Genomic DNA, 22,776 nt, shown 5'->3' on the forward strand with positions numbered 1-22,776 from the left:
AACCGCACGGCCCCGACACGCCGTCGGAAACGGCACGGGGCACGGCGGACCGGTGGTGCGCGTTGTTCTTGATCAGGGGCGGTGACAGGGGCCACCGGCGAAGGGAGGGTACGGGGGAATGGGCGGTACGGGGGCGATGGGCGGGATCCAGGGCTGGGCCGGGGGGTCGGGGCGCTGGCAGGTCCACGACGTGATCGACGGCCAGTACGAGGTGTGGGGGGTGCACGAGCAGGGCGGGATGGGCCTCGTCTACCGGGTGCTGCACCGGCAGTGGAGAATCTTCCTGGCGGTGAAGACCCCGCGCCCCGAACTACTCACCACGGACGGCTTCCTCGACCGGTTCGTGGCCGAGGCGGAGACGTGGGTGTCGCTCGGGCTCCACCCGCACGTGTGCGCCTGTCACTACGTCCGGACGCTCGACGGCGTTCCTCGGGTCTTCTCGGAGTACGTGGGCGGCGGCAGCATCGCGGACTGGATCAGGGACGGCAGGCTGTACGAGAGCGGGGAGGCGGCTGCGCAGGCCAGGATCGTCGACTTCGCGATCCAGCTGGCGTGGGGGCTCGACCACGCCCACGGCCGGGGCCTGGTGCACCAGGATGTCAAACCGGGCAACGTGCTGGTGGGCCTCGAAGGCACGGTGAAGGTCACCGACTTCGGCCTGGCCCGGGCCGGCAAGGGCACCGGCACGGGCATCGGCTCGCCGACGGGCGTCGACCGGCCGGGCGGGACGGTCCTCGTCACCCACGGCGGCCTCACCCTGGCTTACGCCTCACCCGAGCAGGCGGCCGGGGAACGCGTGGGACGACGCAGCGACATCTACAGCTTCGCCGTCTCCGTGCTCGAGATGTTCACCGGTGAGGTGACGTGGCTGGCAGGTCCCGCCGCGGAAGAGGCGCTGGCCGATTTCCGGGCGGAGAGCGCCTCGGGCGGCCAGGACGGCCGGCCCGTCATGCCGGACGTGCTGGCCGCTCTGCTCGCGCGCTGTCTGCGCCAGGACCCGGCCCGCAGACCCGCCTCGCTGGCCGACGTCGCCGGCGTACTGGTGGATCTGTACGAGCAGCTGACCGGCACCCCGTACCCCCGCCCGGTGCCGACAGCCGCGGACCTGCGCGCCGACGAGCTGAACAACCGGGCCCTCTCCCTGCTCGACCTGGGCAGGTCGGAGGAGGCCGAGCGGGCCTTCGAGGCGTCCTTGGCCGCCGACCCGCGGCATCTGGCGGCGACGTACAACCTCGGGCTGCATCAGTGGCGCGGCGGCGTCCTCCTGGACGACGAGTTCATCGCCGGCCTGGAAGGCCTGCGCGCCGACACCGGCACCGACCCGTGGTGGGCCCGGTATCTGCTGGCCCAGGTGCATCTGGAACGCGGTGACCACGACAGCGCCCGCTCGCACCTGGACGAGATGGACCACGACCGCCCGGGCGCGCAGGAGTCCGCAGCGCTGCGGCGCGTGCTGGAGGCCGGCCGGGGGACCAGGGTTCGCACCGAAGCGCTGCCCGAAAGGGTCGGGTGGACTCGACGGCGCCTGTCCGCGGACGGGAATACGCTGCTGGCCGGCGGGAGCGACGGCCGGATCCGGTTGTGGGACCTGCCGCGTCGGGAGTGCCGGCACGCCCTGGAAGGGCATGTCAAGGAGATCGTCGCCCTGGACATCGACGCCGCCGGCCGCCGGGCCGTGTCCGCCGACGCCGACGGCGTCGTACGGCAGTGGGACCTCGTGGAGAGGCGCGGTCTCGGGCCGTGGGGGCCCGGCGTCACAAGTCCGCGACCGCATCGCGTCAGCGAGCTGCGGCTGACCCCCGACGCACGTACCGCGGCCGCTGTGCTGAACGGACGCCTCGTCGCCTGGGACTTCCCGGACGGCCGGTGGTACAAGGCGTCCGACCCGGCGATGCAGACGGAGGAGTTCACCGCTCTGGAGCTGAGCGCCGACGGCAGCCGCGCCCTGACCATGGCCGGCGCGAAATCCGACAAATTCGACCACATGGTCCAGGCCTGGGACCTGGCCACCGCACGGTGTCTGTGGAGGCTGCCGGAGAAGCGGCAGGTGAACGCCATGGCGCTCAGCGCCGACGGGCGTCGGGCCGTCCTCGCGGTGATCGCCGGCCCACGGCGGCACGAGATCCAGGTGTGGGACATCGACCGCGGCCGGCTGGTGCGCAGTATGACGGGACCCGGGTGGATCTTGACGACGCTCACGTTGAGTCCCGACGGACGCTACGCCCTCGCCGCGGTGGCGGAGGACCGCCGCCTGCGCCTGTGGGACCTGGACAAGGGCCGCTGTCTGCGGACCTTCCACGGGCGCAGGGCCGACCACGAGGGCCCGCTGATCAGCGTCGGCGGTCACACGGCGGTGGTCGTCGTCGAAGACGAGGCGCGGTGGCTGAGCTGGGACCCGCCCGGGATGTTCACCGCCGCGCCGGCACTCGGCCGGCCCCGCAGGCAGGTGGATCTGGACCAGCACGGCCGCTGGGCTGCGGCGCTCCTGGCGGCGGCCGAGAAGGCGCTCGCCGCCGGCCGCACCCCCGAGGCGCTGGACCTGGTCAAGCGGGCCAGGGCCGTGCCCGGTCACGAACGCGATCCGCGTGCCATGGACCTGTGGCGGACGATGGGAGCCACGGCCACCAGGGCGGGTCTGCGATCGGTCGGACCGGCGCGAACACTTCGGGCTCTCACCCCGGTGTCGTCGGTGGCGGTTTCCGCGGACGGGCGTATCGCGTGCGCGGCCGGGGGCGGGGTGGTCCGCCTGTGGGACACCGCGAGCGGCGCGCAGATCGTGGAGTGGGAGGACGACGGTTCGGGCGGAGTCGGACTGCCGGCCGGCGGACGGCGGGTGGTGGCGAGCGGAAGGCGGGAGATCGTCATGCGGTCGGCGCCGGCGGGACACTGGCCGGTGCGGCTGGACACCGACCCCCGCGACGGCCTGCGGGGCCGTCGCGGCATCGGCGTGACAGGAGACCGCGGGACGGCGTCCGTCAGCGCGGCCGGGCTCGTCCTCGCCGCCTGCGTGGACACCGGGCTGCGGATGTGGGACATCACCGAGGGAGAGTGCGTGCGGACGCTGCCCGGGCACGGTGTCCAGGTCAACAGCGTGTGGCTCGACCCCGACGCGCGGCGGGCGGTGTCCGCCGAATTCGACGGCACTCTGCGGGTGTGGGACATCGACGCCGGTACGCATGTCAACGTGTCGCAACCGGGCGCCTGGGTCAGCTCGGTGTGCCTCAGCGCGGACGGCCGGTACGTGCTGAACGCCGGGGAGCACGAGGGCTGGACGCTCTGGCTGACCGACGCGGTGAACGGCGGGTTCGTCCGAGGATTCGGTGAGGTGCGCGACGACGAGAAGGCCAAGGACGAGGACGAGGACGACGAGCCGCGCGAGGTCTGGGTGGCGCGGCTGAGTTCGGACGGACGGTTCGCGTTCTCGGGGGACGGCGAAGGGTACGTCCACATCTGGGAGACGGCCACCGGGCGCCGTATCAGGACCCTTGAGGGGCATGCCGAGGAGGTGCAGGACCTCGCTCTCACACCGGACGACCGCCTGCTGCTCTCCGGCAGCGCCGACGGGGCCGTCCACCAATGGGAACTCGACTGGGAACTCGCTGCTTCGGAAGGAGAAGGGGAGGCTTCGCGATGACAACACGAGTCGAGTGGTCGGCGGTCAGCAATGAGTGAGGGCGCCAGGTACGCCGACAGCGTCGTGTTCGTCCTGGGGCGGGCGCTCGTGGAGGCGCACGCCGGTCGGGCGGCCGAGGCGGAGCCCGACCATCTGCTGGTGGGGCTCGGCTCGTTGTGCCGGCCCGACCTCGCGGAGGTTCTTGGCCCCGGACGACTGGACGCCGACGCCCGGCGTACCGTCGCGGCCGATGCCCGACGCGTGAACCAGCACTTCGACGAGGCCGGCGTCAGCCCGCGTGAGCTGCGCCGCAGTCTGCGCGACGCGCTCGCCGCCCGGGCCACGCCGGAAGCAGGGGCCGCTGGTGAACGCCGTCTCGGCCGCGCCGCCCGTCGCGTGTTCGCCCGCGCCACCGAGCTGGCCGGGCCGGAGGCGGTGGATGCCGTGAACCTGCTGCGGGCCGCACTCGAGGCGCTGTCCCCGGTGGGGCGGAAGGTTCTGGAGGCGTACGGCATCACGGATGCCCCCGCGGCCTTCTTCCCCGCGCGGGCCGAGAAGCAGACCGGCACCCCGTTCCTCGACAACTACGGGCGGGACCTCAGTGCGCTCGCCCGCGCGGGTAAGCTGCCGCCGCTCATCGGCCGGCGGGACGAACTCCGGGCCCTCGCCCGAACCCTGGTGCGCCGGCACAAGGCGAACGCCGTGCTCGTCGGGCACGCGGGAACCGGAAAGACCGGCATCGTCGAGGGCCTCGCTCAACGGCTGGTATCTCCCGGCGCTCCCGCCGATCTGGCAGACGTCCGCATCGTGGAGTTGTCCATGTCCGCGCTGGTGGCGGGCACGAAGTACCGCGGCGAGTTCGAGGAACGGCTCCAAGCCGTGCTGGCGGAGGCCCGCGGCGCGCCCGACGTCGTCCTGTTCATCGACGAACTCCACACCGTCCTGCACGCCGGGGGCCGCGGCGCGAGTGACGCCGCCAACATTCTCAAGCCCGCCCTGGCCCGGGGCGAGCTGCGCTGCATCGGTGCCACCACGCCCGGTGAGTACCGACGCGACATCGAGGACGACGCGGCGTTGCAGCGGCGCTTCGGCGTCATCTGGGTGGACGAGCCGGGCCGTGCGGAGTCCGTGGCGATTCTCGCCGGTGTGGCCGAGTCGTTGGCGGCACACCACGGTGTTCGGATCGAGGCAGGGTCGTTCGAGGCAGCCGTCGACCTCACCGTCCGGCATCTGCCTGACCAGCGGCTGCCGGACAAGGCCATCGACGCCCTCGACCAGGCGTGCGCCGCCGCCCGTATCCGCACCCTCGGCCCCGACGTCGCGCCGGCCGGCGAGAGCCTGCGGGTCGGACGGGACGAGGTCGCCGCGGTGGTGGCCGAGCGGGCCCGGCTGCCCCTGCAGCACGTGGCGCAGGGAGAAGCGGAACGGCTCCTGGCGATGGAAGAGCATCTGGGCCGCCGCGTCGTCGGACAGGAAGAAGCGGTGCGCGCAGTGGCCGAAGCGGTACGGACCGGCCGGTCGGGGCTCGGTGACCCGCGGCGTCCGGTCGGCGTACTGCTCTTCGCCGGGCCGACCGGAACCGGAAAGACCGAACTGGCCAAGGTACTGGCCGAGTTCCTCTTCACGGACGAGCGGCGTCTGGTCCGCATCGATCTGTCCGAGTACAAGGAGCGTCATTCGATCTCCCGGCTGCTCGGCGCTCCGCCCGGCTACCTCGGACACGACCGCGAGGGACAATTGAGCGGCCCGCTCCGCGACCGTCCACACAGCGTCGTACTTTTCGACGAGGTGGAGAAGGCGCACCCGGAGATCCTCGACATCCTTCTGCAGATCTGTGACGAGGGGCAGTTGACGGACGCCCGGGGGCGTCGGGTGCCGTTTTCCGAAGCCGTGGTGATCCTCACCTCGAACCTGGGGGCCACCCCGGCCCCCGCGTTCCCCGCCGGCTTCGCACCGAACGGCGGCACCCCTCGCCGCTCTGCGAAAGAGGCTGTCATGGCCGCGCTCCGGCAGCGGCTGCGGCCCGAACTCCTCGGCCGTATCGCCCAGGTGGTGGTCTTCGCACCGCTGTCGGACGCCTCGATGGATCCCGTGCTGGACAAGCTGCTCGCCCAGGTGGACGCCCGGCTCTCCCCCCGAGCCGTCGACCTGACCGTCACTGCCGCCGCCCGTGCGCTGCTGCTCCGCCACAGCTCCGGCGCTCTTGCCGGGGCCAGGAAGCTGGAACAGGCCGTCGACCGTCTACTGGTCCAACCGCTCGCCCGGGCCCTGCTGACAGGAACCGTCACCGACGGCGCCAGGGTACGCGCTGACGTTCTTGGCCAGGAGTTGGTCTTCGTACCCGTGGATTCGCCCCCAGCGGAGGAAGAACGATGACCGCACCTGCCACCGTCACGCTCACGGTCGTCAAGGGGCGCCTGGAGCCTCCTGAGTACGTCTTCGACGCCCGTACCACTTGCGTTGTGGGGCGTTCCCCGGACTGTTCGCCGCGCCTGCCGAACGACGACCACCATCGCACGGTCTCCCGCCACCACTGCCTGATCGACATCAACCCGCCCGACATCCGTGTCCGCGACTTCGGCAGTCTCAATGGCACGTTCGTCAACGGGGAGAAGATCGGGCAGCGGAGCGCCGGACTCACCCCCGCCGAGGCGGCGGGAGATTCCTACCCGGAGCGCGACCTGGCGGACGGCGACGAGATCCGGATCGGCGAGACCGTTCTGCGGGTAGGGATCACACGGCAGGTCACGCGCGCGCTCGTGACCTGCGCCAAGTGCGGCCGGGGCGTCGGCGAGAAGGTGCACGGCCGTGACGGCGAAATGCTGTGCGCTTCCTGCCAGTCGGAGCCGGCCGCCGTACTGAACCTGCTGCTGGAGCTGGCTCGCGGCGGGCGTGAGGATCTCGCGGCGATCCGCGGCTACACCGTGATCCGCGAGCTCGGCCGGGGCGGCATGGGCGCGGTGTACCTGGCGCGGCACGAGTCCACCGCCGCGGAGGTGGCCCTGAAGGTGATGCTGCCCAAGACGGCGGCGAACGCGACCGCCCGGGCTCGCTTCCTACGCGAGGTGGCGCTCACCCGGGCGTTGACGCACCCGCACGTGGTCGCCCTGCACGACGCCGGCTTCGCGGACGGCACCTTCTACCTGACCACCGAGTTCTGCACCGGTGGCAGCCTGGACCGCCTGCTGGTCAGGCGTGGGGGGCGCCTGTCGGCCGAAGAGGCGGTGCCGCTCGCCGTGCAGGCCCTGCACGGTCTGGAGCACGCGCACCAGCAGGGCGTTGTCCACCGTGATCTGACGCCGTCCAACATCCTGCTGCACCCGCGCCCGGACGGCACGATGACCGCGAAGATCGCGGACTTCGGCATCGGGAAAGCCTTCGACCGCGCCGGACTGAGCGGCCTGACACGCACCGGGGCCACTGCGGGCAAGCCGATGTTCCTGCCACGCCAGCAGGTGGTCAACTTCCGCAGGGCGGAGCCCGCCGTGGATGTGTGGGCCCTGGCCGCCTGCCTGTACAACGCCCTGACCGGGAAGACACCGAGGGAGTTCCCGCCCACGAAGGACCCGTGGCAGGTCGTGCTGCAGGAGCCGGCGGTGCCGATCCGGAAACGTGAGCCCGGTATCCCGCCGGCGCTGGCGGACATCATCGACCACGCACTCCAGGAGCGGCCGCAGATCGGCTTCCTCAGCGCGGCGGAGCTGAGACGGGAACTGGAGCGGGTGTGAAGGGCTCGGTGCTGGCCGGACGTTCGTCGGCCCGCTCGTCACCCAGCTGCGGTGTGACTCTGGCGGGGATCACGTCGGCGCTTCCGGGATGCCCGGGCAAGCCGAGTTCAGAAATACCGCATCACAGCGGCATCGAACTCGTCGGTCCAGTCGAGAGCCGTAGGCGGCCGATAGCCCCGCGCCCGTACGTGCTCGACGAACTCTGCGGGTATTTCCAGCGGTTGGTGCGCCAGGTACTCGATGGAGTCGACCCGCCAGATCCATTCGCCGTCGGAGTGCAGGGAGGGCCCACCCGGGATCGTCTGCCGTTCGTCGAGCAGGTGCGGAGTGTCCTCCATCACGTCGAATGCCCCGGGGCCGTCGCGGAGATACCGGACGACTGCGTCCCGGTCGGGCAGCGCCCGCGTGGCCACAGACTCGTAGATCGACGGCAGGTGGCCGTGGTCGCCCTCGTACATCTCCCGGTACATTCCCACGGTCCTCAGCTCCACCGCACTGTCCTTCGCTTCGACAACCACTGTTCGGCACACCCGGCTTCGCGTCGAGCGTACCTGTCTGTAGCCTCACCAGGATGACGGCAGACAGGTACAAGGGCTGGGACTCGGAGACACGGTTCCAGAGCTTGCTGGACGAGCTGATACCGCTCGACATGGGCAGCTGGCTGCTGCCGGAAGTGCGGGCCGCGCTCGCCACGCTGGGATGGCAGCTTCTCCCCGTCTCCCCTGGGCAGCACCCTCCGGACCCGGCCCGGGGGCGGCGCCCGGAGGTGGCTTGGACCCTGGGACGTCCCCCCGAGGGCCCTCGTCAGGGCGTCGGGGTGCTGACGGTGGCGTCCGGGGACCCCAGGCAGGTGCTCGGCCTGGAAGTCAACCTCACCTATGGCATCGCTTACGACGATGACCACTCCAGCGAATGGCACTTCGCCCAGACCGCCCGCGAACTCACCGAACGCGCCCTCGGCGGGCCGCCCACCTGGCTGGCCGGCCCGGGCCCCCGGGCGGTGTGGCACAGGCCGGGCGTCAGCGTGGCCGTCATGCTGGACGAGGGTTGCGTAGTCCTCCAGCTACTCCGCACCGCCCACGGCACCGAGTCCCGCCCGGGGCAGCCGGACGTGTGGCGTGGCTCGACCCCCGCCCGCCCCTGCGCGCCCGAGGCTCCGCAGCCCGTGCGGAACTGGACGGACGCCCAGGCGCGGCTTAGTGGCGTGATGCAGGCGCTGTGCGCCCAAGTGCCCACCTTGCCGGGCTCCTTCACCCTCCACCTGTCCTCCGCCCGCGACCCGCTCCGCTTTGTCAGCGCCTGGAACGAGGAGGAGGACCTCCGGGTCGAAGCCTTCACTCACTTCGCGGACCTGGCCGACCCCGAGCGGCTCACCCGTCTCGGCTGGCGGCGCCACGGCGGCCTGTGGCAGCGCCGGTTCCGCGGCGCGCAGAAGCGGGGCGAGCATGCCCGCGAGGCCACGGCCCTGCTGGTGGACGCGCTCATCACCCTGGAGGTGGACACCTCCGAGTTGGTCTACTTCGGCGAGTTGTCCACCCCTCGCGGGCTCCGGCACCTGGAACTGCCGTACGTGGGTGTCCCCCGTGCCGCCCCGGAGGAGGCGACTCCGGCGGGGGCGTAGGCACGGAGGAGGCGCCAGGCGGACCCGGGAGGAGCTCCTGGACGCGGGAGCCTCCGACGGGATCGGACCTGGCGTGCTCACTGTCAATCCCCTGTTTTCGTAGGACCTTGGTTGCGCGGCCTGGCCCCGGAGACAAGTGTGGCTGCGTGCTTCTCGGGTGAGATGGACGGGAGCGTGGCCCCGCCCATCTCCTCTGATCTCTTCAGCGTCCCGGTGGTGCACAGGTCTCCAGCGTGCCTTCTTGACTGTGGCGGCGGTCTCAGACGGCAGAGTCGTCGAGCCCTGTGATCCACGGCAGGCGAACTGGCGCGTGCCGCCTCAGGGTCCGGTCCGCCGGCAAGAACTCGTGGACGAGGTCGTAGGAGGGAAAGCTCCCAGTCGGTGGCAGTCTCCGGCAAGCACTGTAGCGAAGGCCAGCAAACTGCGGGCGGCTCGGCCCTCCAGCAGGCACGCTGCAGCTTTGGCGCCTTCGCTTATTGGTCTCGTGGTGTTAATCAACTCGTCCTTGGCGGCTGGACCACCGTGTGCAAGGGCAGGCGACAAGCGGTCTCGTTCTCCGACTACATGAGCAGCTGCCAGGCAGAGAACCGTGGAAGCGGGACTGGAGACCAAGCGGACTCTGCCCATCCCTGCTCCACGCAGGTGAACAGCGCTTGGGTCTCGCTCCGATTCGCTCGCGCCAGACAGTTGGGCGGGCAGGGATACGTCCATCAGCACAGGATGGCACCAGTGCTCTGCCACAAGCCTGCTGGTTACACCGCATTCACCCGTGGCCTCCTACGGCGACGGTGCGGCTGCTTTGCCCTCCGTCTGTTTGGCCGGGTTTGTGTGGCGGGAGGCCCGAGCTGAAGGCGCGGCGCAGGCAGCTAATGGGCGGGCCCCTTCGGTGGAGTTCCTAGGCTGTCATGTGGTCTGGCCGCCGTCGACGACGAGGGCAGTGCCGGTGGTGAAGGCCCCGCCGTCGGAGCAGAGCCAGAGAACGGCGGAGGCGACTTCTTCGGGCTTGCCGAGGCGGCCGATGGGTTCGTCGGCGATGAGTCCTTCGCGGCCCCCGGGGCGGGTGTCGCCGAAGCGGCGGATCATCTCGGTGTCGATGATGCCAGGGCAGACGGCGTTGATGCGGACGTTGTCGGCTGCGTAGTCCAAGGCGGCGGATTTGGTCAGGCCGATGACGCCGTGTTTGGCGGCGGCGTAGGCGGTCTGACCTTGGAATCCCTTGACACCGGCCCCGGAGGAGACGTTGACGATTGCGCCGCCACCTTGGCGGACCATGTGGGGGATCTGGGCCTTCAGGCACAGGAAGACGCCGGTGAGGCTGACGCCGATGATGCGGTCCCATTCGTCCTTGGAGATGTCGGTGGTGGGCTTGACGGGCTGCTCGATGCCGGCGTTGTTGAAGACTGCGTCGATCCGGCCGAAGTCCTCGACGGCTTTGTCCACCGCTGCCTGTACGTCGTGTTCGCTGGTGACGTCACAGGTCAGGGTGAGGGTCTGGTGGCCCCCGTCTGCGGCGATGAGCCGGGCGGTTTCCTTCAGGCCGTCGGCGGAGAGGTCGGCCAGTGCCACCTGTGCGCCGGCGCGGGCAAAGGCGAGGGCGGTGGCCCGGCCGATGCCGGAAGCGGCGCCGGTCACGAAGGCCACTTTGCCGGTGTATACCTCGGGGGGCGTGGTCATTTGTTGTCCTTCCGCGAAAGCGGTACGGGGCGGGATCGTGAGGGGTCTGAGCGGACCGGCCGGTGGTTGCCGGTAGGGGAACCGGGCAGCACCGGCTACAGCCGGCTTTCCTGGGCTGAGGACCTCGCGGCTCAGCTGCCAGGGGGGATAGGTGCCACGCGGTTGCTCTGTCGAAACCGGCGGGGGTCGGTCCAGGTTCCGGCGGGCGTTGTCGGCCATGTGGCCGTCGGGGGGACGATGCCGTCCGCGTGTGGGGCATTGCCGCAGTAGGTAGGGCGAGAGCCCCAGGCCGAGTAATAGGAGCGCTCACCCGGCCGGAGGTCGGCCCCGTCGGGGTGCTCTTGGTGGACAGTTCGCGGCAGCGGATCCCTGGTTTTCTGTTCGTGGTTGAGGTCGCGCACGGGATACGGGTTCAGGGGGTGTTGTGGCCGGCCGCTTGGATGAGCCGGTACCACTCGCTGCGGGACATGGGGATGTCGGAGCCTGCGGCGGCGTCGAGGATGCGCTGGGGTTGGGTGGTGCCGAGTACGACTTGGATGCCGGCGGGGTGGCGGGTGATCCATGCGACGGCGATCGCGGTCGGCGTGACGTCGTATTTGGCGGCGAGGTGGTCCAGCTCGGTGTTCAGTTCCGGGTGGTTCTCGGAGCCGAGGAAGACGCCGTCCTGGAAGCCTTTCTGGAATGGGCTCCACGCCTGGAGGGTGATCTTGTTGATCCGGGCGTGGTCGACGAGTCCGCCGCCGTCGCGGGTGATTGAGTCGTCGAATCCGGCCATGTTGGACGACAGGCCTTGCGCGATGAGCGTGGAGTGGGTGATCGACAGCTGAACCTGGTTGGCGACGATCGGCTGGGTGACAGCGGTTTTCAGCAGGTCGATCTGGCGCGGGGTGTGGTTGGACACCCCGAATGCGCGTACCTTGCCGCTGGTCTCGAGGTGGTCGAACGCGCGCGCGACTTCCTCGGGCTCGACGAGTGCGTCGGGACGGTGCAGGAGCAGCACGTCGAGGTAGTCGGTGCCCAGTGCCTGCAGTGACTTCTCCGCGGAGGTCACGATGTGCTCGTAGGACTGGTCGTAGCCCCACGGGTCGGCGATGATGCCGGTCTTCGTCTGCAGGGTGATCTGTTCGCGCTCCGACGCGCTCAGTTGCAGCGCCTCGGCGAACCGGCGCTCGCACAGATGCGGTCCGCCGCCAGGATGCTTGAACCCGTACAGATCGGCGTGATCGAAGAAGTCGATGCCCGACTCGCGGGCGGCCGTGTACAGGGCGCGGATCTGCTCGTCGCTGTCGCCCGCGATCCGCATCATGCCCGCGACGACGTTGGGGACCTGGGTGTCGGTGGTTCCGAACGGGACGGTCTTCATGGATCCCTCTCGTGGGTGGTTCAGGTTCTGTCGAGGAGCCACCGGGTGGTGGATGCCTCGACGAGGATCCGGACGTCGCCGGTGCGTAGGGCTCGGTGATGTCCCAGCCCTCGTACGTGGTGGCGAACGCCTCGGTGATCGGAGTGGGGAATGGGGCCTGGTGGAGGCGAGCGATGCCTTCGGCGGCGAGCGGGGACAGGTCGTCCAGCGCGAGGGATACCTGCGACCGTTCGGGGATGTTGCGGACCTTGACCGATGCCGCGCCGGCGGAGATCCATCAGGTCGCCTCGAATCGGTCGAACACGAACCGGACCGGCACCAGGTGCGATGCTCCAGCGCGGAGGGTGGTCGCCAGCCACACCCCGTGCTCGCCGGCGAGCCGCGTTGCGACGGTATCGGACACGTGCACGCTCGCATGGGCATTGGCGCGAGGGCCGTTCATACCGTCCCGTCGGCATCGGGCAGGGCGAGCCCTGTGCGCGCGTGGAGGGCGTCGAGGAGCTGCCGATGGAACACCGGGTCCAGCGCAGCCGGGTGCGGTTGGCGTACGGAGCGGTGGTGCCAGTATCCGCCGGTGCGCGGATCGATCTCGCTCTCTGCGGCGGTGGCGAGCCACGCCTGGGTTCTATGCCCCTCGGCGAGGTCATCGGTCGCGGATGGACCGCCCATCCGGGTCGGCACCCAGCCGGGGTCGACGGCGTGCGAGAGCAACTGTGGGTGCCGGGCAGAGAGGGCCAGTGCGAGCGCGGTGACGAGCAGCTTGCTGTCGGAGTAGGAGCCGCCGTGGCCGGCGAGCACGGGATTGACGTCGGGGCGGCCGGAGTGGTGCATCGAGCTGGACAGGAAGATGGCCCGGCCCGGCTGCGGCATCGAGGCGGTCAGCAGGTAGGGGGCCAGGACGTTGACCGCGACCACGTCGGGGCCGTCCATCGTGCCGGCGTTGTGGATGACTGCGTCGAAGCGTCCGAACGCGTTCGCCTGCTCGGCCACGCCAGCCGTCTTGTTCGGGTGGGCGAGGTCGCCGAGCACGACGCCGCGCATCCGGTCGCTGACGCCCAGGCCCTCCAGACGAGCCGAGCTACGGGCGTGCAGGACGACGTCGTGGCCGCGGTCCACGAGCTCGGACGCTGTCGCCAGGCCCAGTCCGCTCGACGCGCCGGTGACCAGGATGAGTGACATGGAGCGTGGTTCCTTCCGTGCGCGGCCTGCGCGTTCACCTGCCGTGCGTGACGCAGCTCAGGCGGGTCGGTTCGAGGCTTCGGTGAGGGGGTCGACGGCGGACGCCGCCTGCGAGGCAACGGCCGGTGACGTCTGCTGGGCGGCGTCACCAGGACCGCTGCTCGTGCAACAGGTCAGCAGCGCCAGCGTGACCGGCTCACGGGCAGGAGGGCCGAGCGACCGCCTGCGCGCGTGAGGCCGCCGGTCACTTTGCTGCCTCGAGGGTGGCGGTGAAGTCGCCGGCTTGGTCGCTGATGACTGACAGGTTGCCGTGGATGCGCCCGATGCGGGCGATGCCGTCCCAGCGGCCGACGTCGCCGTAGTAGAGGACGACGTTGCCCGACGGGGCGTAGTAGCCGAGGTCTCCGACTTGGGGGTCGTCGCCGTCGGGCATCCCGTCCATCGTCAGCTCGCGGTCCAGGTGGCCGGCCTTCTCCTGCCCGTTGAGGTCCTCGAAGGACAGCGACAGCGGAAGCTGCTCAAGCAGTGCCCGGCCTGTGGAGTTGTCCCACACGGTTGCCTCCAGCGACTGATCGCCGATCCTGATCCGGATCGGCGTGCCCTCCTGTTCGTCGGTGGAGGAGGAGGGAGAGATCGATGAGGACGCGGCGGACGACGGGGACGAGGCACCCCCTTCGGGCCCCGAGTCCGACGCCTGGGTGCACGCCGCCAGGCCCAGGCCCAGGACGGCTGCGAGCGATGCCGCGACGGCTCCCCGTGAGATCGCTGTCATGCGGTGTCGCCCCCGACGAAGGTGCGGAACGCGCCGCGCTCGGTGTGCAGGGACCAGATGCGGTCGGCGAGCGCGTCGGGCTCGTGGTCGGGCTCGCCGCCGCCGATGCCGCGGGGGATGATCAGCTGGGCGACGTGGATGCCCTCACCGGCGAGGGCGTCGTGCAGCATCTGACCGTAGGCGCTCTCTGCGGCGAAGGCGACCGAGGTGCCCGTCACGTTCCCGTTCGGGGTGACGGCGCTGCTGCCGTTGATGAGCAGGATCGTGCCACTGCCCAGTTCGCGCATGCCGGGCAGGACGTGCTGGACCGCGGTGACCGGCCCGTACACCGACTGCTCGACGGGACCGACGAGGTCGTCCGGGGTGGTCTCCAGCACCGGCTTCATGAACTCCTTGGCGGGCACCGGGCTGTACTGGAGCACCTCGATCGGGCCGAGATCGGCGGCTGCGGCGTCGAGGGCGGCGTGCAACGCTCGCGGGTCGCGGGCATTCGCGGCGTAGCCCCGGGCCGTGATGCCCTCGGAGGCGAGTTCGGCGGCGAGGGCGTCAACGTTGGCCTGGGTGCGGGAGATGAGCGCGAGGGAGAAGCCCTCGCGGCCGAAGCGGCGGGCGGTGGCCTGGCCGAGTCCGGGGCCTGCGCCGATCAGGGCGAGCGTCGTCATGATGAGTCCTTCTTTCGATTCCGGTGTTTTCAGGGCCGTGAATAGCAGCGGCTGGTCAGGTGCGGGGCGGAGCAGCGAGCAGCCATGTGAACGGGGCTTTTATCGCACCACGTGACCTATGGCTGCCGTAGTGATGACACGTCCTGGCTTTGTGGTTGGGCACGGGTGGCGTCGTGCAGCACGCAGTTCGGTCCGGCTGAGGGGACTGCGACTCGGACGGTGTCGCCGGCCCGGGAGGGGAGGCTGGGTAACTGCGATGCGGTGCGGCCGCCGGCGGCGCGGCTCGCCGCGTCCTGACCGGTGGGCCGGTTTATGTCTTGGCGCGGTGCCGTTCGATGGATGGGGCCGGTGCGCTGGGACAGGGGCAGGCCGCTGGCGCCGTTGGTGTGGGCGATGATCTCCGCCGTGATGGACACGGCCGTCTCCTCGGGCGTGCGTGCACCGAGGTCGAGGCCGATCGGCGAGTGCAGGACGTCCAGTTGCCCTGCCGTGATGCCGGCCTCGTCCAGCAGGCGCAGGCGCTCGTTGTGGGTGCGGCGAGAGCCCATGGCGCCGACGTAGCCGACGGGCAGGGTGAGGGCCAGACGCAACAGGGGGATGTCGAATTTGGCGTCGTGGGTAAGGACGCAGATGGCGGTGCGGGCGTCGACGGCGGTCTGCTCCAGATAGCGGTGGGGCCAGTCGACGACCACCTCGTCCGCCTGGGGGAAGCGGGCGGCCGTGGCGAACACGGGCCGGGCGTCACAGACGGTGACCCGGTATCCGAGCAGGCGGCCGGCCCGGGCGAGGGCGGCGGCGAAGTCGACGGCGCCGAAGATGAGCAGGCGCGGCCGGGTGGCCGCAACGTGCACCAGGACGGTCAGCTGCTCGTGGCAGGTCGCGGCGTCACCGACGAGATGGCTGCGAGCCGTACGCCCGGCCCGCAGCAGCGCCTGGGCGTGCCCGGTCACGGCGCGGCTGGTGTCCTTGTCCAGGCCGGTGCCGGACAGCCGGCCGTCCCCGTCCAGGGCCAGGAGGCCGCCGAGGAGATGAGCGGGTCCGTCCACGACCTGTGCCACGGCCGCGGACCCGCCGTTCACCACCCGGGCGAGGACAGTGGCCAGGTGCGGCTGCGTGGCCGGGTCGATGCGCTGCACGTGGACGTCGAGTTCGCCGCCGCAGGTCAGGCCGACGGCGAAGGCGTCCTCGTCGGAGTATCCGAACCAGGCCCGCTGCGGAGCCGTGCGGTCTTCGAGGACTTGCCGGCACAGCTCGTACACGGCCGCCTCGACGCATCCGCCGGAGATGCTGCCGATGGCCGTGCCGTCTGCGTCGACCGCGACCGAGGTGCCCACGGGCAGCGGAGCGCTGCCGGTGACACCGACGACGGTAGCCAGCGCGAAGGGGCGTTGCTCGGCGTACCAGCGGTGCAGTGTGTCCGCGATGTTCAGCATGTGCCCTCCAAGCGCGGGTCGTGGTGGGTGGTTGAGGGCGGGCCGCCGCCGTCCGACGGGGGGACGGTTGCGGCGGCGGCCCGGGGTCCGGCAGGCGGTGGGTGGCTGGTGCCTGCCGGACGTAGTGGCGTGCACCGCAGGGGTGCACGGGTTACAGGAGTGCTTCGGCGGTAATGGGGAGTTGGCGTACGCGGCGGCCGGTGGCGTTGAAGACGGCGTTGGCGATGGCGGGCGCGACGCCGACGTGGACGACTTCGCCGAGCCCTTTGACACCGAGCGGGTCGGCTTCGCGGTCTTCGCCGTCCAGGTAGATGGCCTGGATGTCGGGGACGTCGGCATTGACGGGCACCAGGTAGTCGGCCAGGTTCGCGTTCACGATCCGGCCGTCACGGTGGTCGGTGACGGTGTGCTCCAGCAGAGCGGTGCCGATGCCGCCGGTGATACCGCCGATCGCCTGGCTCTCGGCGAGCTTGGGGCTGATGATGCGGCCCGCGTCGTACACGCCCAGCATGCGCCGCACGCGTACCAGTCCAAGGGTCGAGTCGACGGCGACTTCGGCGAAGGTGGCGTTGTAGGCGTAGAAGGAGTGCCGCTCCTTCGCCGCGGGCCCGGCGTAAGAGCCCTCTGCCTCCAGGTGGGAACGTTTGTTGCGGGTCAGCAGACTCTTGTACGTCTCGCCCCGCACCGGATTGTCCTTGGTGTGGAGCCGCCCGCCCCGCACGACGACGTCCCCGGCACTCACCCCGTACAGCGGTGACTGGCGGTCTTCGACGGCCAGCTTGATGGCCTGGCGGCGGACCTGGTTGCAGCCGTCGAGAACGGCGGAGCCGACGCTCGCCATAGTCATCGATCCGCCGTGCGGCGGGGTCGGCGGGAAGAGGGAGTCTCCGAGGCGGAACGTGACGGTGCGCATGGTCAGACCGAGGGCGTCGGCGGCGACCTGCGTTTGGGAGGTGTAGGTGCCTGGTCCCATGTCGCTGGCGGCGGCTTCGACCACCGCGGTGCCGTCAGCGTCCAGCCGGATGCGGGCCTGGGCGGGCATGCGGGCGGTGTCGTAGACGCCGGCGGCCATGCCCATACCGATCAGCCGGTCACCCTCCCGGCGCGAGCGCGGCTCGGCTCGGCGCTGGTCCCAGCCGAACTGGCGGGCACCGGTGGTGTAGCACTCGCGCAGCCGCCGGGTGGAGAACGGCAAGTTCTTGGACTCGTCCTCGGACGGCTCGTTGCGGCGGCGCAGCTCGATCGGGTCGATGCCGAGCTTGGCGGCGAGTTCGTCCATGGCCGATTCGATGACGAACGAGGCGGTGGCGAAGCCGGGGCCGCGCATGTAGAGCGGGGTGTTCACATCCAGCGGCACCGTCCGGTACGCCTGGCTGACGTTCGGCGTGCTGTAGAGCATCTGCCCTGGCATCAGGATGGACTCGGTGAACGTCTCGTACGAGGACGTCTCGGCGTCCATCTCGTGGGCCATCGCCGTCAAGCGGCCCTGCCGGTTGCTGCCCAGCTTCAGCCGGTACTCGTACGAGGGACGGAAGCCGGTGTTGAAGTACTGCTGCCTGCGCTTCAGGACGAGTTTGACCGGGCGGCGTGTTTCCCGGGCTGCCAGAGCGGCGACGACGGTGTGCGGCCAGCAGCGCAGTCCGCTGCCGAACGCGCCGCCGACGTACGGCGAGATCACCCGCACGGAGTCGGCAGGCACGCCGAAGACGGTGCACAATTCGGTCTGTGTGCCGACCACCCACTGCGTCTTGTCCCACACGGTCAGCTTGTTGCCGCTCCAGCGGGCGATGGTGGCGTGCGGCTCCATCGCGTTGTGGTGGTTGCGCGCCATCTGGTAGGTCGCGTCGATCCGCACGGGCGCCGAGCGCAGGGCCTCCGCCGCGTCACCACGCGCGTACTTCGTCGGCTTGTCCGCCTTCGCCTTCGCCAGGTCGGTGGACGGCTTCTGTGCGTTGTAGACGACCTTGACCAGACTGGCGCCGTGCTGCGCCGCCTCCAGGGTGGTGGCGACGACCACGGCGACGGGCTGTCCGTGGAAGAGGACCCTGTCGTCCTGGAAGACCCGCAGCCTGCGCCCACCCGGCGGGTTGTTCGAGGCGGGGTTGTCCTTGTAGGGGAGTGTCGGCGCATTGCCGTGGTGGAGCACCTTCAACACGCCCGGCTGGGCCAGGGCGTCATCGGTGTCGATGGAGGTGATGCGGCCACGGCCGATGCTCGCGTCGACGATGACCGCGTGGACGACGCCCTTGACGTCGTGCTCGGCGGCGTAAGGGGCATTGCCGGTGACCTTGAGCCGGCCCTCCACGCGGGAGAGCGGGGCGCCGACGGCTGCCTGAGGCTGGGGGCTCACTTCGTACCTCCTACGATGCGCAGCTGGCGTTCGACGGTCCGCTTCAACAGGTCGGTCTTGAACCCGTTGTGCCGCAGTGGGCGGGCCCCGTCTGCAGCCTTCGCGGCGGCAGCGGCCCACAGGGATGCGGAGGGACGTTCGCCGACGAGATGCTGTTCGACGGCTGGCAGCTTCCACGGGACGGTGCCCACGCCGCCGGCCGCGACCCTTGCCTCGCGGATCATTCCGCCGCGTACGTGCAGGGCGACGGCGGCCGAGGTCAGGGCGAACTCGTAGGACTGCCGGTCACGGACCTTCAGATACCCGGACGCGAGCGGGCGGGGCAGAGCCGGGATCTCCACCGCCGTGATCAGTTCACCCTTGCGCAGCGCCTGTTCCCGGTTCGGGGTGGGGCCGGGTCGCAGCAGGAAGTCGGCGAACGGGATCTGCCGCTGCCCGTCGGCGCCCAGCACATGGACCTGGGCCTCCAGGGCGGCGAACGCGACGGCGACGTCGGAGGCGTGGGTCGCCACGCAGGCTTCCGAGGTGCCGAGGATGGCGTGGGAGCGGTTGTAGCCCTCGTGGGCGGCGCAGCCGGAGCCGGGGTCGCGTTTGTTGCAGGCGGCGGTCACGTCGCGGAAGTAGGTGCAGCGGGTCCGCTGCATGATGTTCCCGCCTATGGTGGCCATGTTCCGCAGCTGCGCCGACGCGCTCAGCTCCAGGGCCTGGGAGACCACAGGGAACAGGGTGCGCACCTTGGGGTGGGCGGCGGCGTCCGACATGGTCACCAGGGCGCCGATGCGCAGGCCGCCGCGTTCGGTGGCGGTGACCTCGTCCAGCGGCAGTCCGCTGATGTCGACCACGGTCCCGGGGCGCTCGACGGTCTCGCGCATCAGGTCGACCAGGGTGGTGCCCCCGGCGATGTAGCGGCCACCGCGACGGCCCGCGGTGAGGGCCTCTTCCGTGTCGGAGACACGGGTGTAGTCAAAGGGATACATGATGCCGGGCCCTCACTTCCGGCCCGCGGCTTGTTCCACCGCGCGCACGATCTTGACGTAGCAGCCGCAGCGGCAGATGTTGCCGCTCATCCACTCCCGGATCTCCTCCGGCGAGTGGGTGTGGCCTTCCTTTATGCAGCCGACACCGGAGACGATCTGACCGGGTGTGCAGTAGCCGCACTGGAAGGCGTCCTCGTCGATGAACGCCTGCTGCAAGGGATGGAGGCGGTCGCCGTCGGCCAGACCCTCGATCGTGGTGACTTCCGCGTCCTCCAGCCGGACCGCGAGGGTGAGACAGGCATTCTGCCGGCGTCCGTCGACCAGGACGGTGCAGGCCCCGCACGCACCGGCGTCGCAGCCCTTCTTCGCCCCGGTCAGATCCAGGTGCTCGCGCAGCAGGTCCAGCAGCGAGGTGCGGTTGTCGACCGTCACAGTGTGGCGGGTGCCGTTGACCGTCACGGTGAGACGGCCGGTGGGCGCCGAAGGGGCGGCTGCCGCTCCGGACTCGGACAGCAGGTCGGTGCCGAGGACGGTACCGGCGACCACGGCGGTCCCGACGGCCGTGCCGGTGGCTATGAAGGTGCGCCGGGTCGGCGCTACGCGCGAGTGCGGCTCGGCGGGTACGGCGAGGGGTTCTTGCGGGACGGGTTCGGTGGGCATGTGGGGAGACCTTCGCGTCGTGGACAGGGTCAGCAGCACAGCGGTGGCGCCCGTGCGGGAGGGCATGGCCCGATGGCCTCCTGGCGGCCAGGAGACGTACGAGGGTTCGGTTCGTAGGAGAGCTGGGTCCGGACGTCGTGTCGTACCCGGCCCGGGAGCGGGTTACTGGGCGGTGTAGCCGCCGTCGACGGGGAGGGCGATGCCGGTGACGTAGCTCGCGCCGTCACTGCACAACCACAGGACGGCCTGGGCGATCTCGTCGGCGGTGCCGAGCCGGTCGATGGCCTGGCCCGCTTCGGCCTGGCCGCGGTCGAGTTCTCCGCCTTCGACCATGGCATCGACCATCGGGGTGCTGATCGTGCCGGGACAGACGGCATTGATCCGGACTCCGCGGGAGCCGTATTCGAGGGCGGCGCTCTTGGTCAGACCGATCACCCCGTGCTTGGTGGCGTGGTAGGCGGCGCGGCCGGGGTTGCCGACGAGGCCGCCGAGCGAGGAGCAGTTGACGATCGCGCCGCTTCCCTGCTCCCGCATGTGGCGCAGTTCGTGCTTCACGCTCGCCCAGATGCCCCGCAGGTTGATGCCCTGGACGCGGTCGAACTGCTCCGCGCTCTCGTCGGCGGCATCGGTGGGCGGAGGCATGATCCTGGCGTTGTTGTAGGCCATGTCGAGCCGTCCGAAGGTTTCGACCGTGCGGTCGACGGCGGCGGCGACCTGGCCCTCGTCGGTGACGTCGCAGACCAGAGCGAGCACTCGGTGGCCGCCGTCGGCGAGCTGCTTGGCGGCGGCGTTGACGGCGTCCTCGTTGATGTCGGCGAGGCCCACGGCGGCGCCTGCTTCGGCGAAGGCGCGAGCGGCGGCCAACCCCATGCCGGAGGAGGCTCCGGTGACGAAAGCGACCTGGCCGGTGAAGTCGTAGGTGGGGGTCATGGCGGTTGCTCCCAACGAAGGTGTACGGAGGCGGTGTCAGCGTGCGGTCGTCGTGGTGGCGTCAGCTGTCTGCCGCGGTTCGTCAGCATCGGTGGTGTGGCGGGCGACGATCCGCGAGGGGCCGCCGGTGCCGCGCAGCGCGAGGGCGATCAGAGGCAGCAGGGTGAGCGCGGCGAAGACGGCGCCGACCAGGGCCGGTCCGGTCAGGCCGAGCGAGGAGTCCAGGGCCCGGCCCGCAACGAGAGAACCGGCGGCGATGCCGGTGTTGTAGCCGGAGGTGGTCAGCGCCGAGGTGAGGGTGGGGGCATCGCCCGCGAAGCGGACGGCGAGGGAGGTGACGACCGGGTTGACGGTGAAGCCGGCCAGGGCCATGCCGAAGATCAGGACCACGGCGGCCACCGGACTGTTCGAGGCCGGGATCAGGGCCAGCAGGATGAGGGAGGTGGCCGCCGCCGCGGTGATCGTCGTGACCATGGGGCGGCGGTCCCCGAGACGCCCGCCGATGGCGGTGCCGCCCAGCGCACCGATACCGAAGGCGATCAACACCAGCGGTACGGCACCTGCCGGGATGCCTGCCCGGTCGGTCAGCAGCGGCGTGATGTAGGTGTACGTCGCCAGGACCCCGCCCATGATCAGCACGGCTGCGCCGAGCGCCAGCCAGAGCCGTCCCTGCTTGAGGGCCCGGACCTCGGCTCGCACCGACACCTCGGCGCGCTGTCCGGTACGGGGGATGAACCGGCCGACGAACGCGGCGGCCAGTGCGGCGAGGACGGCCAGCGCCCAGAACGGGCCGCGCCAGCCGGTGTAGTGGCCGACGAATGAGCCGATCGGCACACCGATCACGTTGGCCAGCGTGAGGCCGCCCATCATGGCGCCGACGGCCCGCGTGGCGCGAGCGGGTCCGGCGGTGGTGGTGGCGATGACGAAGCCGACGGCCCAGAACGCTCCGGTGGCCAGGGCGGTTACCACGCGGGCGGTGAGCACGAGGGTGAAGGAGGTGCTGAGCGCGGCGACGGCGTGCCCGAGAGCGAAGACGGCGAGTGCTCCGATGAGGGTGTGGCGCTGGGGCAGGCGCAGGGTGGCCATGGCCATGGTGGGCCCGCCGACGATCATGCCGACGGCGAACGCGGTGATCAGAAGACCGGCGTGCGACACGCTCACGTTCAGGTCGGTGGCCATCTCGGGCAGTAGTCCGGCGATGACGAACTCGGTGGTGCCCATCAGGAACGTGCCGGCGGCGAGCACCCAGACGACGAAGGGCAGGCGGCCGGGGGCGGACCCGGTGGCGGAGGGCATGCGAAAACTTCTTCCCGTACGAGGAGATGGATGGACTCGGGTGGCGGGTGAGGTCAGGGGGCGGCTTCGATGGTGATGCGGTCGGCCCCTGACAGCTGGTCGGCGTCGGCGTCGATGTGGCCGAGGACCAGCAGATCTACGGAGGCGGAGGGGCCGGCCTTGTAGAAGATGGCGAGGTTGCCCCACGGTGCGAAGTAGGCGATGTCACCGACCTTGGCCGCGGCCGGTTCGGGGGCGTCCTCGGTGGTCAGCTTCCTCGGTGGGTCGGCGATCCGCTCGGTTCCGTGGAAGTCCTCCAGGTCCAGGGTGAGCGGGAGCAGGGAGGCGAGGTCGCGGGCGGCGGGGCTGTCGTTCAGGGTCGCGTCGACCGGCCGGCCGTCGATGGTGACGCGGATGTACACCCGAGTGCTCCTGTCTGATGGGACGCGCTTGCTGACGCCGAGGTCTGCGGCTGCCCGGACGCCGGGGCGGACACGGGCCGCATCGCCCCAGGCAAGGGAGGCGTGGGATCACGGGAA

The 22,776-nt window shown here is 70.7% G+C and carries 17 protein-coding genes; 4 read left to right on the plus strand and 13 right to left on the minus strand.

The features are described 5' to 3' along the window. The first annotated feature begins 118 nt into the window (after positions 1-118). From OG379_RS34985 to OG379_RS34995, 3 genes are read left to right on the plus strand one after another with little or no spacing between them, the layout of a single operon-like run. The gene (locus OG379_RS34985) at positions 119-3,634 is read left to right on the plus strand and encodes a protein kinase domain-containing protein (protein ID WP_405667191.1); all 3,516 of its coding nucleotides are present in this window, start codon (positions 119-121) and stop codon (positions 3,632-3,634) included. 30 nt (positions 3,635-3,664) lie between these two features. Then, positions 3,665-5,989 (plus strand): AAA family ATPase, encoded by a 2,325-nt coding sequence (locus OG379_RS34990; protein WP_405667192.1) that lies wholly within the window; start codon positions 3,665-3,667, stop codon positions 5,987-5,989. Then, complete coding sequence (locus OG379_RS34995; protein ID WP_405667193.1) at positions 5,986-7,341, plus strand: protein kinase domain-containing protein; 1,356 nt, start codon at positions 5,986-5,988, stop codon at positions 7,339-7,341. Before OG379_RS34990 ends, OG379_RS34995 begins: the two co-directional genes overlap by 4 nt. 107 nt (positions 7,342-7,448) lie before the next feature. On the opposite strand, the gene OG379_RS35000 is transcribed toward OG379_RS34995, so the two are convergent. After that, positions 7,449-7,832 (minus strand): hypothetical protein, encoded by a 384-nt coding sequence (locus OG379_RS35000; protein ID WP_405667194.1) that lies wholly within the window; start codon positions 7,830-7,832, stop codon positions 7,449-7,451. A gap of 80 nt (positions 7,833-7,912) precedes the next feature. On the opposite strand from OG379_RS35000, the gene OG379_RS35005 reads away from it, so the two are divergent. Next, complete coding sequence (locus OG379_RS35005) at positions 7,913-8,962, plus strand: hypothetical protein (RefSeq protein ID WP_405667196.1); 1,050 nt, start codon at positions 7,913-7,915, stop codon at positions 8,960-8,962. A gap of 903 nt (positions 8,963-9,865) precedes the next feature. Here OG379_RS35005 and OG379_RS35010 read toward each other — a convergent pair. The 12 genes from OG379_RS35010 to OG379_RS35065 all read right to left on the minus strand — a co-directional run bounded on the left by OG379_RS35010 (position 9,866) and on the right by OG379_RS35065 (position 22,659). After that, complete coding sequence (locus OG379_RS35010) at positions 9,866-10,636, minus strand: glucose 1-dehydrogenase (RefSeq protein ID WP_405667197.1); 771 nt, start codon at positions 10,634-10,636, stop codon at positions 9,866-9,868. A gap of 412 nt (positions 10,637-11,048) precedes the next feature. Further along, positions 11,049-11,999 carry an aldo/keto reductase family oxidoreductase gene (locus OG379_RS35015; RefSeq protein WP_405667198.1) on the minus strand — a complete coding sequence of 317 codons (951 nt, stop codon included), beginning with the start codon at positions 11,997-11,999 and terminating at the stop codon, positions 11,049-11,051. Between the two features lie 438 nt (positions 12,000-12,437). Further along, complete coding sequence (locus OG379_RS35020) at positions 12,438-13,178, minus strand: SDR family NAD(P)-dependent oxidoreductase (RefSeq protein WP_405667200.1); 741 nt, start codon at positions 13,176-13,178, stop codon at positions 12,438-12,440. Between the two features lie 244 nt (positions 13,179-13,422). Further along, positions 13,423-13,950 (minus strand): cyclophilin-like fold protein, encoded by a 528-nt coding sequence (locus OG379_RS35025; protein WP_405667201.1) that lies wholly within the window; start codon positions 13,948-13,950, stop codon positions 13,423-13,425. Continuing rightward, positions 13,947-14,612 (minus strand): SDR family NAD(P)-dependent oxidoreductase, encoded by a 666-nt coding sequence (locus OG379_RS35030; protein WP_405667203.1) that lies wholly within the window; start codon positions 14,610-14,612, stop codon positions 13,947-13,949. Before OG379_RS35030 ends, OG379_RS35025 begins: the two co-directional genes overlap by 4 nt. 116 nt (positions 14,613-14,728) lie before the next feature. Further along, complete coding sequence (locus OG379_RS35035; RefSeq protein ID WP_405667205.1) at positions 14,729-16,045, minus strand: XdhC family protein; 1,317 nt, start codon at positions 16,043-16,045, stop codon at positions 14,729-14,731. A gap of 151 nt (positions 16,046-16,196) precedes the next feature. Next, the gene (locus OG379_RS35040) at positions 16,197-18,395 is read right to left on the minus strand and encodes a xanthine dehydrogenase family protein molybdopterin-binding subunit (protein WP_405667206.1); all 2,199 of its coding nucleotides are present in this window, start codon (positions 18,393-18,395) and stop codon (positions 16,197-16,199) included. Continuing rightward, positions 18,392-19,372 (minus strand): FAD binding domain-containing protein, encoded by a 981-nt coding sequence (locus OG379_RS35045; protein ID WP_405667207.1) that lies wholly within the window; start codon positions 19,370-19,372, stop codon positions 18,392-18,394. The genes OG379_RS35040 and OG379_RS35045 overlap by 4 nt, the downstream gene beginning before the upstream one ends. A 12-nt stretch (positions 19,373-19,384) precedes the next feature. Beyond that, on the minus strand, positions 19,385-20,032 hold the full coding sequence (locus OG379_RS35050) for a (2Fe-2S)-binding protein (RefSeq protein ID WP_405668762.1): 648 nt from the start codon (positions 20,030-20,032) through the stop codon (positions 19,385-19,387). Positions 20,033-20,194: 162 nt separating this feature from the next. Continuing rightward, the gene (locus tag OG379_RS35055) at positions 20,195-20,962 is read right to left on the minus strand and encodes an SDR family NAD(P)-dependent oxidoreductase (protein ID WP_405667208.1); all 768 of its coding nucleotides are present in this window, start codon (positions 20,960-20,962) and stop codon (positions 20,195-20,197) included. Positions 20,963-20,998: 36 nt separating this feature from the next. Then, positions 20,999-22,258, minus strand: coding sequence for an MFS transporter (locus tag OG379_RS35060; RefSeq protein WP_405667209.1), 1,260 nt, complete (start codon positions 22,256-22,258; stop codon positions 20,999-21,001). Positions 22,259-22,311: 53 nt separating this feature from the next. Then, positions 22,312-22,659, minus strand: a complete 348-nt coding sequence (locus OG379_RS35065; protein WP_405667210.1) for a cyclophilin-like fold protein — start codon at positions 22,657-22,659, stop codon at positions 22,312-22,314. Positions 22,660-22,776: the final 117 nt, after the last annotated feature.

It is taken from the genome of Streptomyces sp. NBC_01166 (genome assembly GCF_045039765.1).
In the GTDB taxonomy this organism is placed as follows: Bacteria; Actinomycetota; Actinomycetes; order Streptomycetales; family Streptomycetaceae; genus Streptomyces.

Coding starts and splice junctions, on each gene's coding strand:
- OG379_RS34985 (WP_405667191.1), top strand. CDS start 119: ATGGGCGGTACGGGGGCGATGGGCGGGATCCAGGGCTGGGCCGGGGGG.
- OG379_RS34990 (WP_405667192.1), top strand. CDS start 3,665: ATGAGTGAGGGCGCCAGGTACGCCGACAGCGTCGTGTTCGTCCTGGGG.
- OG379_RS34995 (WP_405667193.1), top strand. CDS start 5,986: ATGACCGCACCTGCCACCGTCACGCTCACGGTCGTCAAGGGGCGCCTG.
- OG379_RS35005 (WP_405667196.1), top strand. CDS start 7,913: ATGACGGCAGACAGGTACAAGGGCTGGGACTCGGAGACACGGTTCCAG.
- OG379_RS35010 (WP_405667197.1), bottom strand. CDS start 10,636: ATGACCACGCCCCCCGAGGTATACACCGGCAAAGTGGCCTTCGTGACC.
- OG379_RS35015 (WP_405667198.1), bottom strand. CDS start 11,999: ATGAAGACCGTCCCGTTCGGAACCACCGACACCCAGGTCCCCAACGTC.
- OG379_RS35020 (WP_405667200.1), bottom strand. CDS start 13,178: ATGTCACTCATCCTGGTCACCGGCGCGTCGAGCGGACTGGGCCTGGCG.
- OG379_RS35025 (WP_405667201.1), bottom strand. CDS start 13,950: ATGACAGCGATCTCACGGGGAGCCGTCGCGGCATCGCTCGCAGCCGTC.
- OG379_RS35030 (WP_405667203.1), bottom strand. CDS start 14,612: ATGACGACGCTCGCCCTGATCGGCGCAGGCCCCGGACTCGGCCAGGCC.
- OG379_RS35035 (WP_405667205.1), bottom strand. CDS start 16,045: ATGCTGAACATCGCGGACACACTGCACCGCTGGTACGCCGAGCAACGC.
- OG379_RS35045 (WP_405667207.1), bottom strand. CDS start 19,372: ATGTATCCCTTTGACTACACCCGTGTCTCCGACACGGAAGAGGCCCTC.
- OG379_RS35050 (WP_405668762.1), bottom strand. CDS start 20,032: ATGCCCACCGAACCCGTCCCGCAAGAACCCCTCGCCGTACCCGCCGAG.
- OG379_RS35055 (WP_405667208.1), bottom strand. CDS start 20,962: ATGACCCCCACCTACGACTTCACCGGCCAGGTCGCTTTCGTCACCGGA.
- OG379_RS35060 (WP_405667209.1), bottom strand. CDS start 22,258: ATGCCCTCCGCCACCGGGTCCGCCCCCGGCCGCCTGCCCTTCGTCGTC.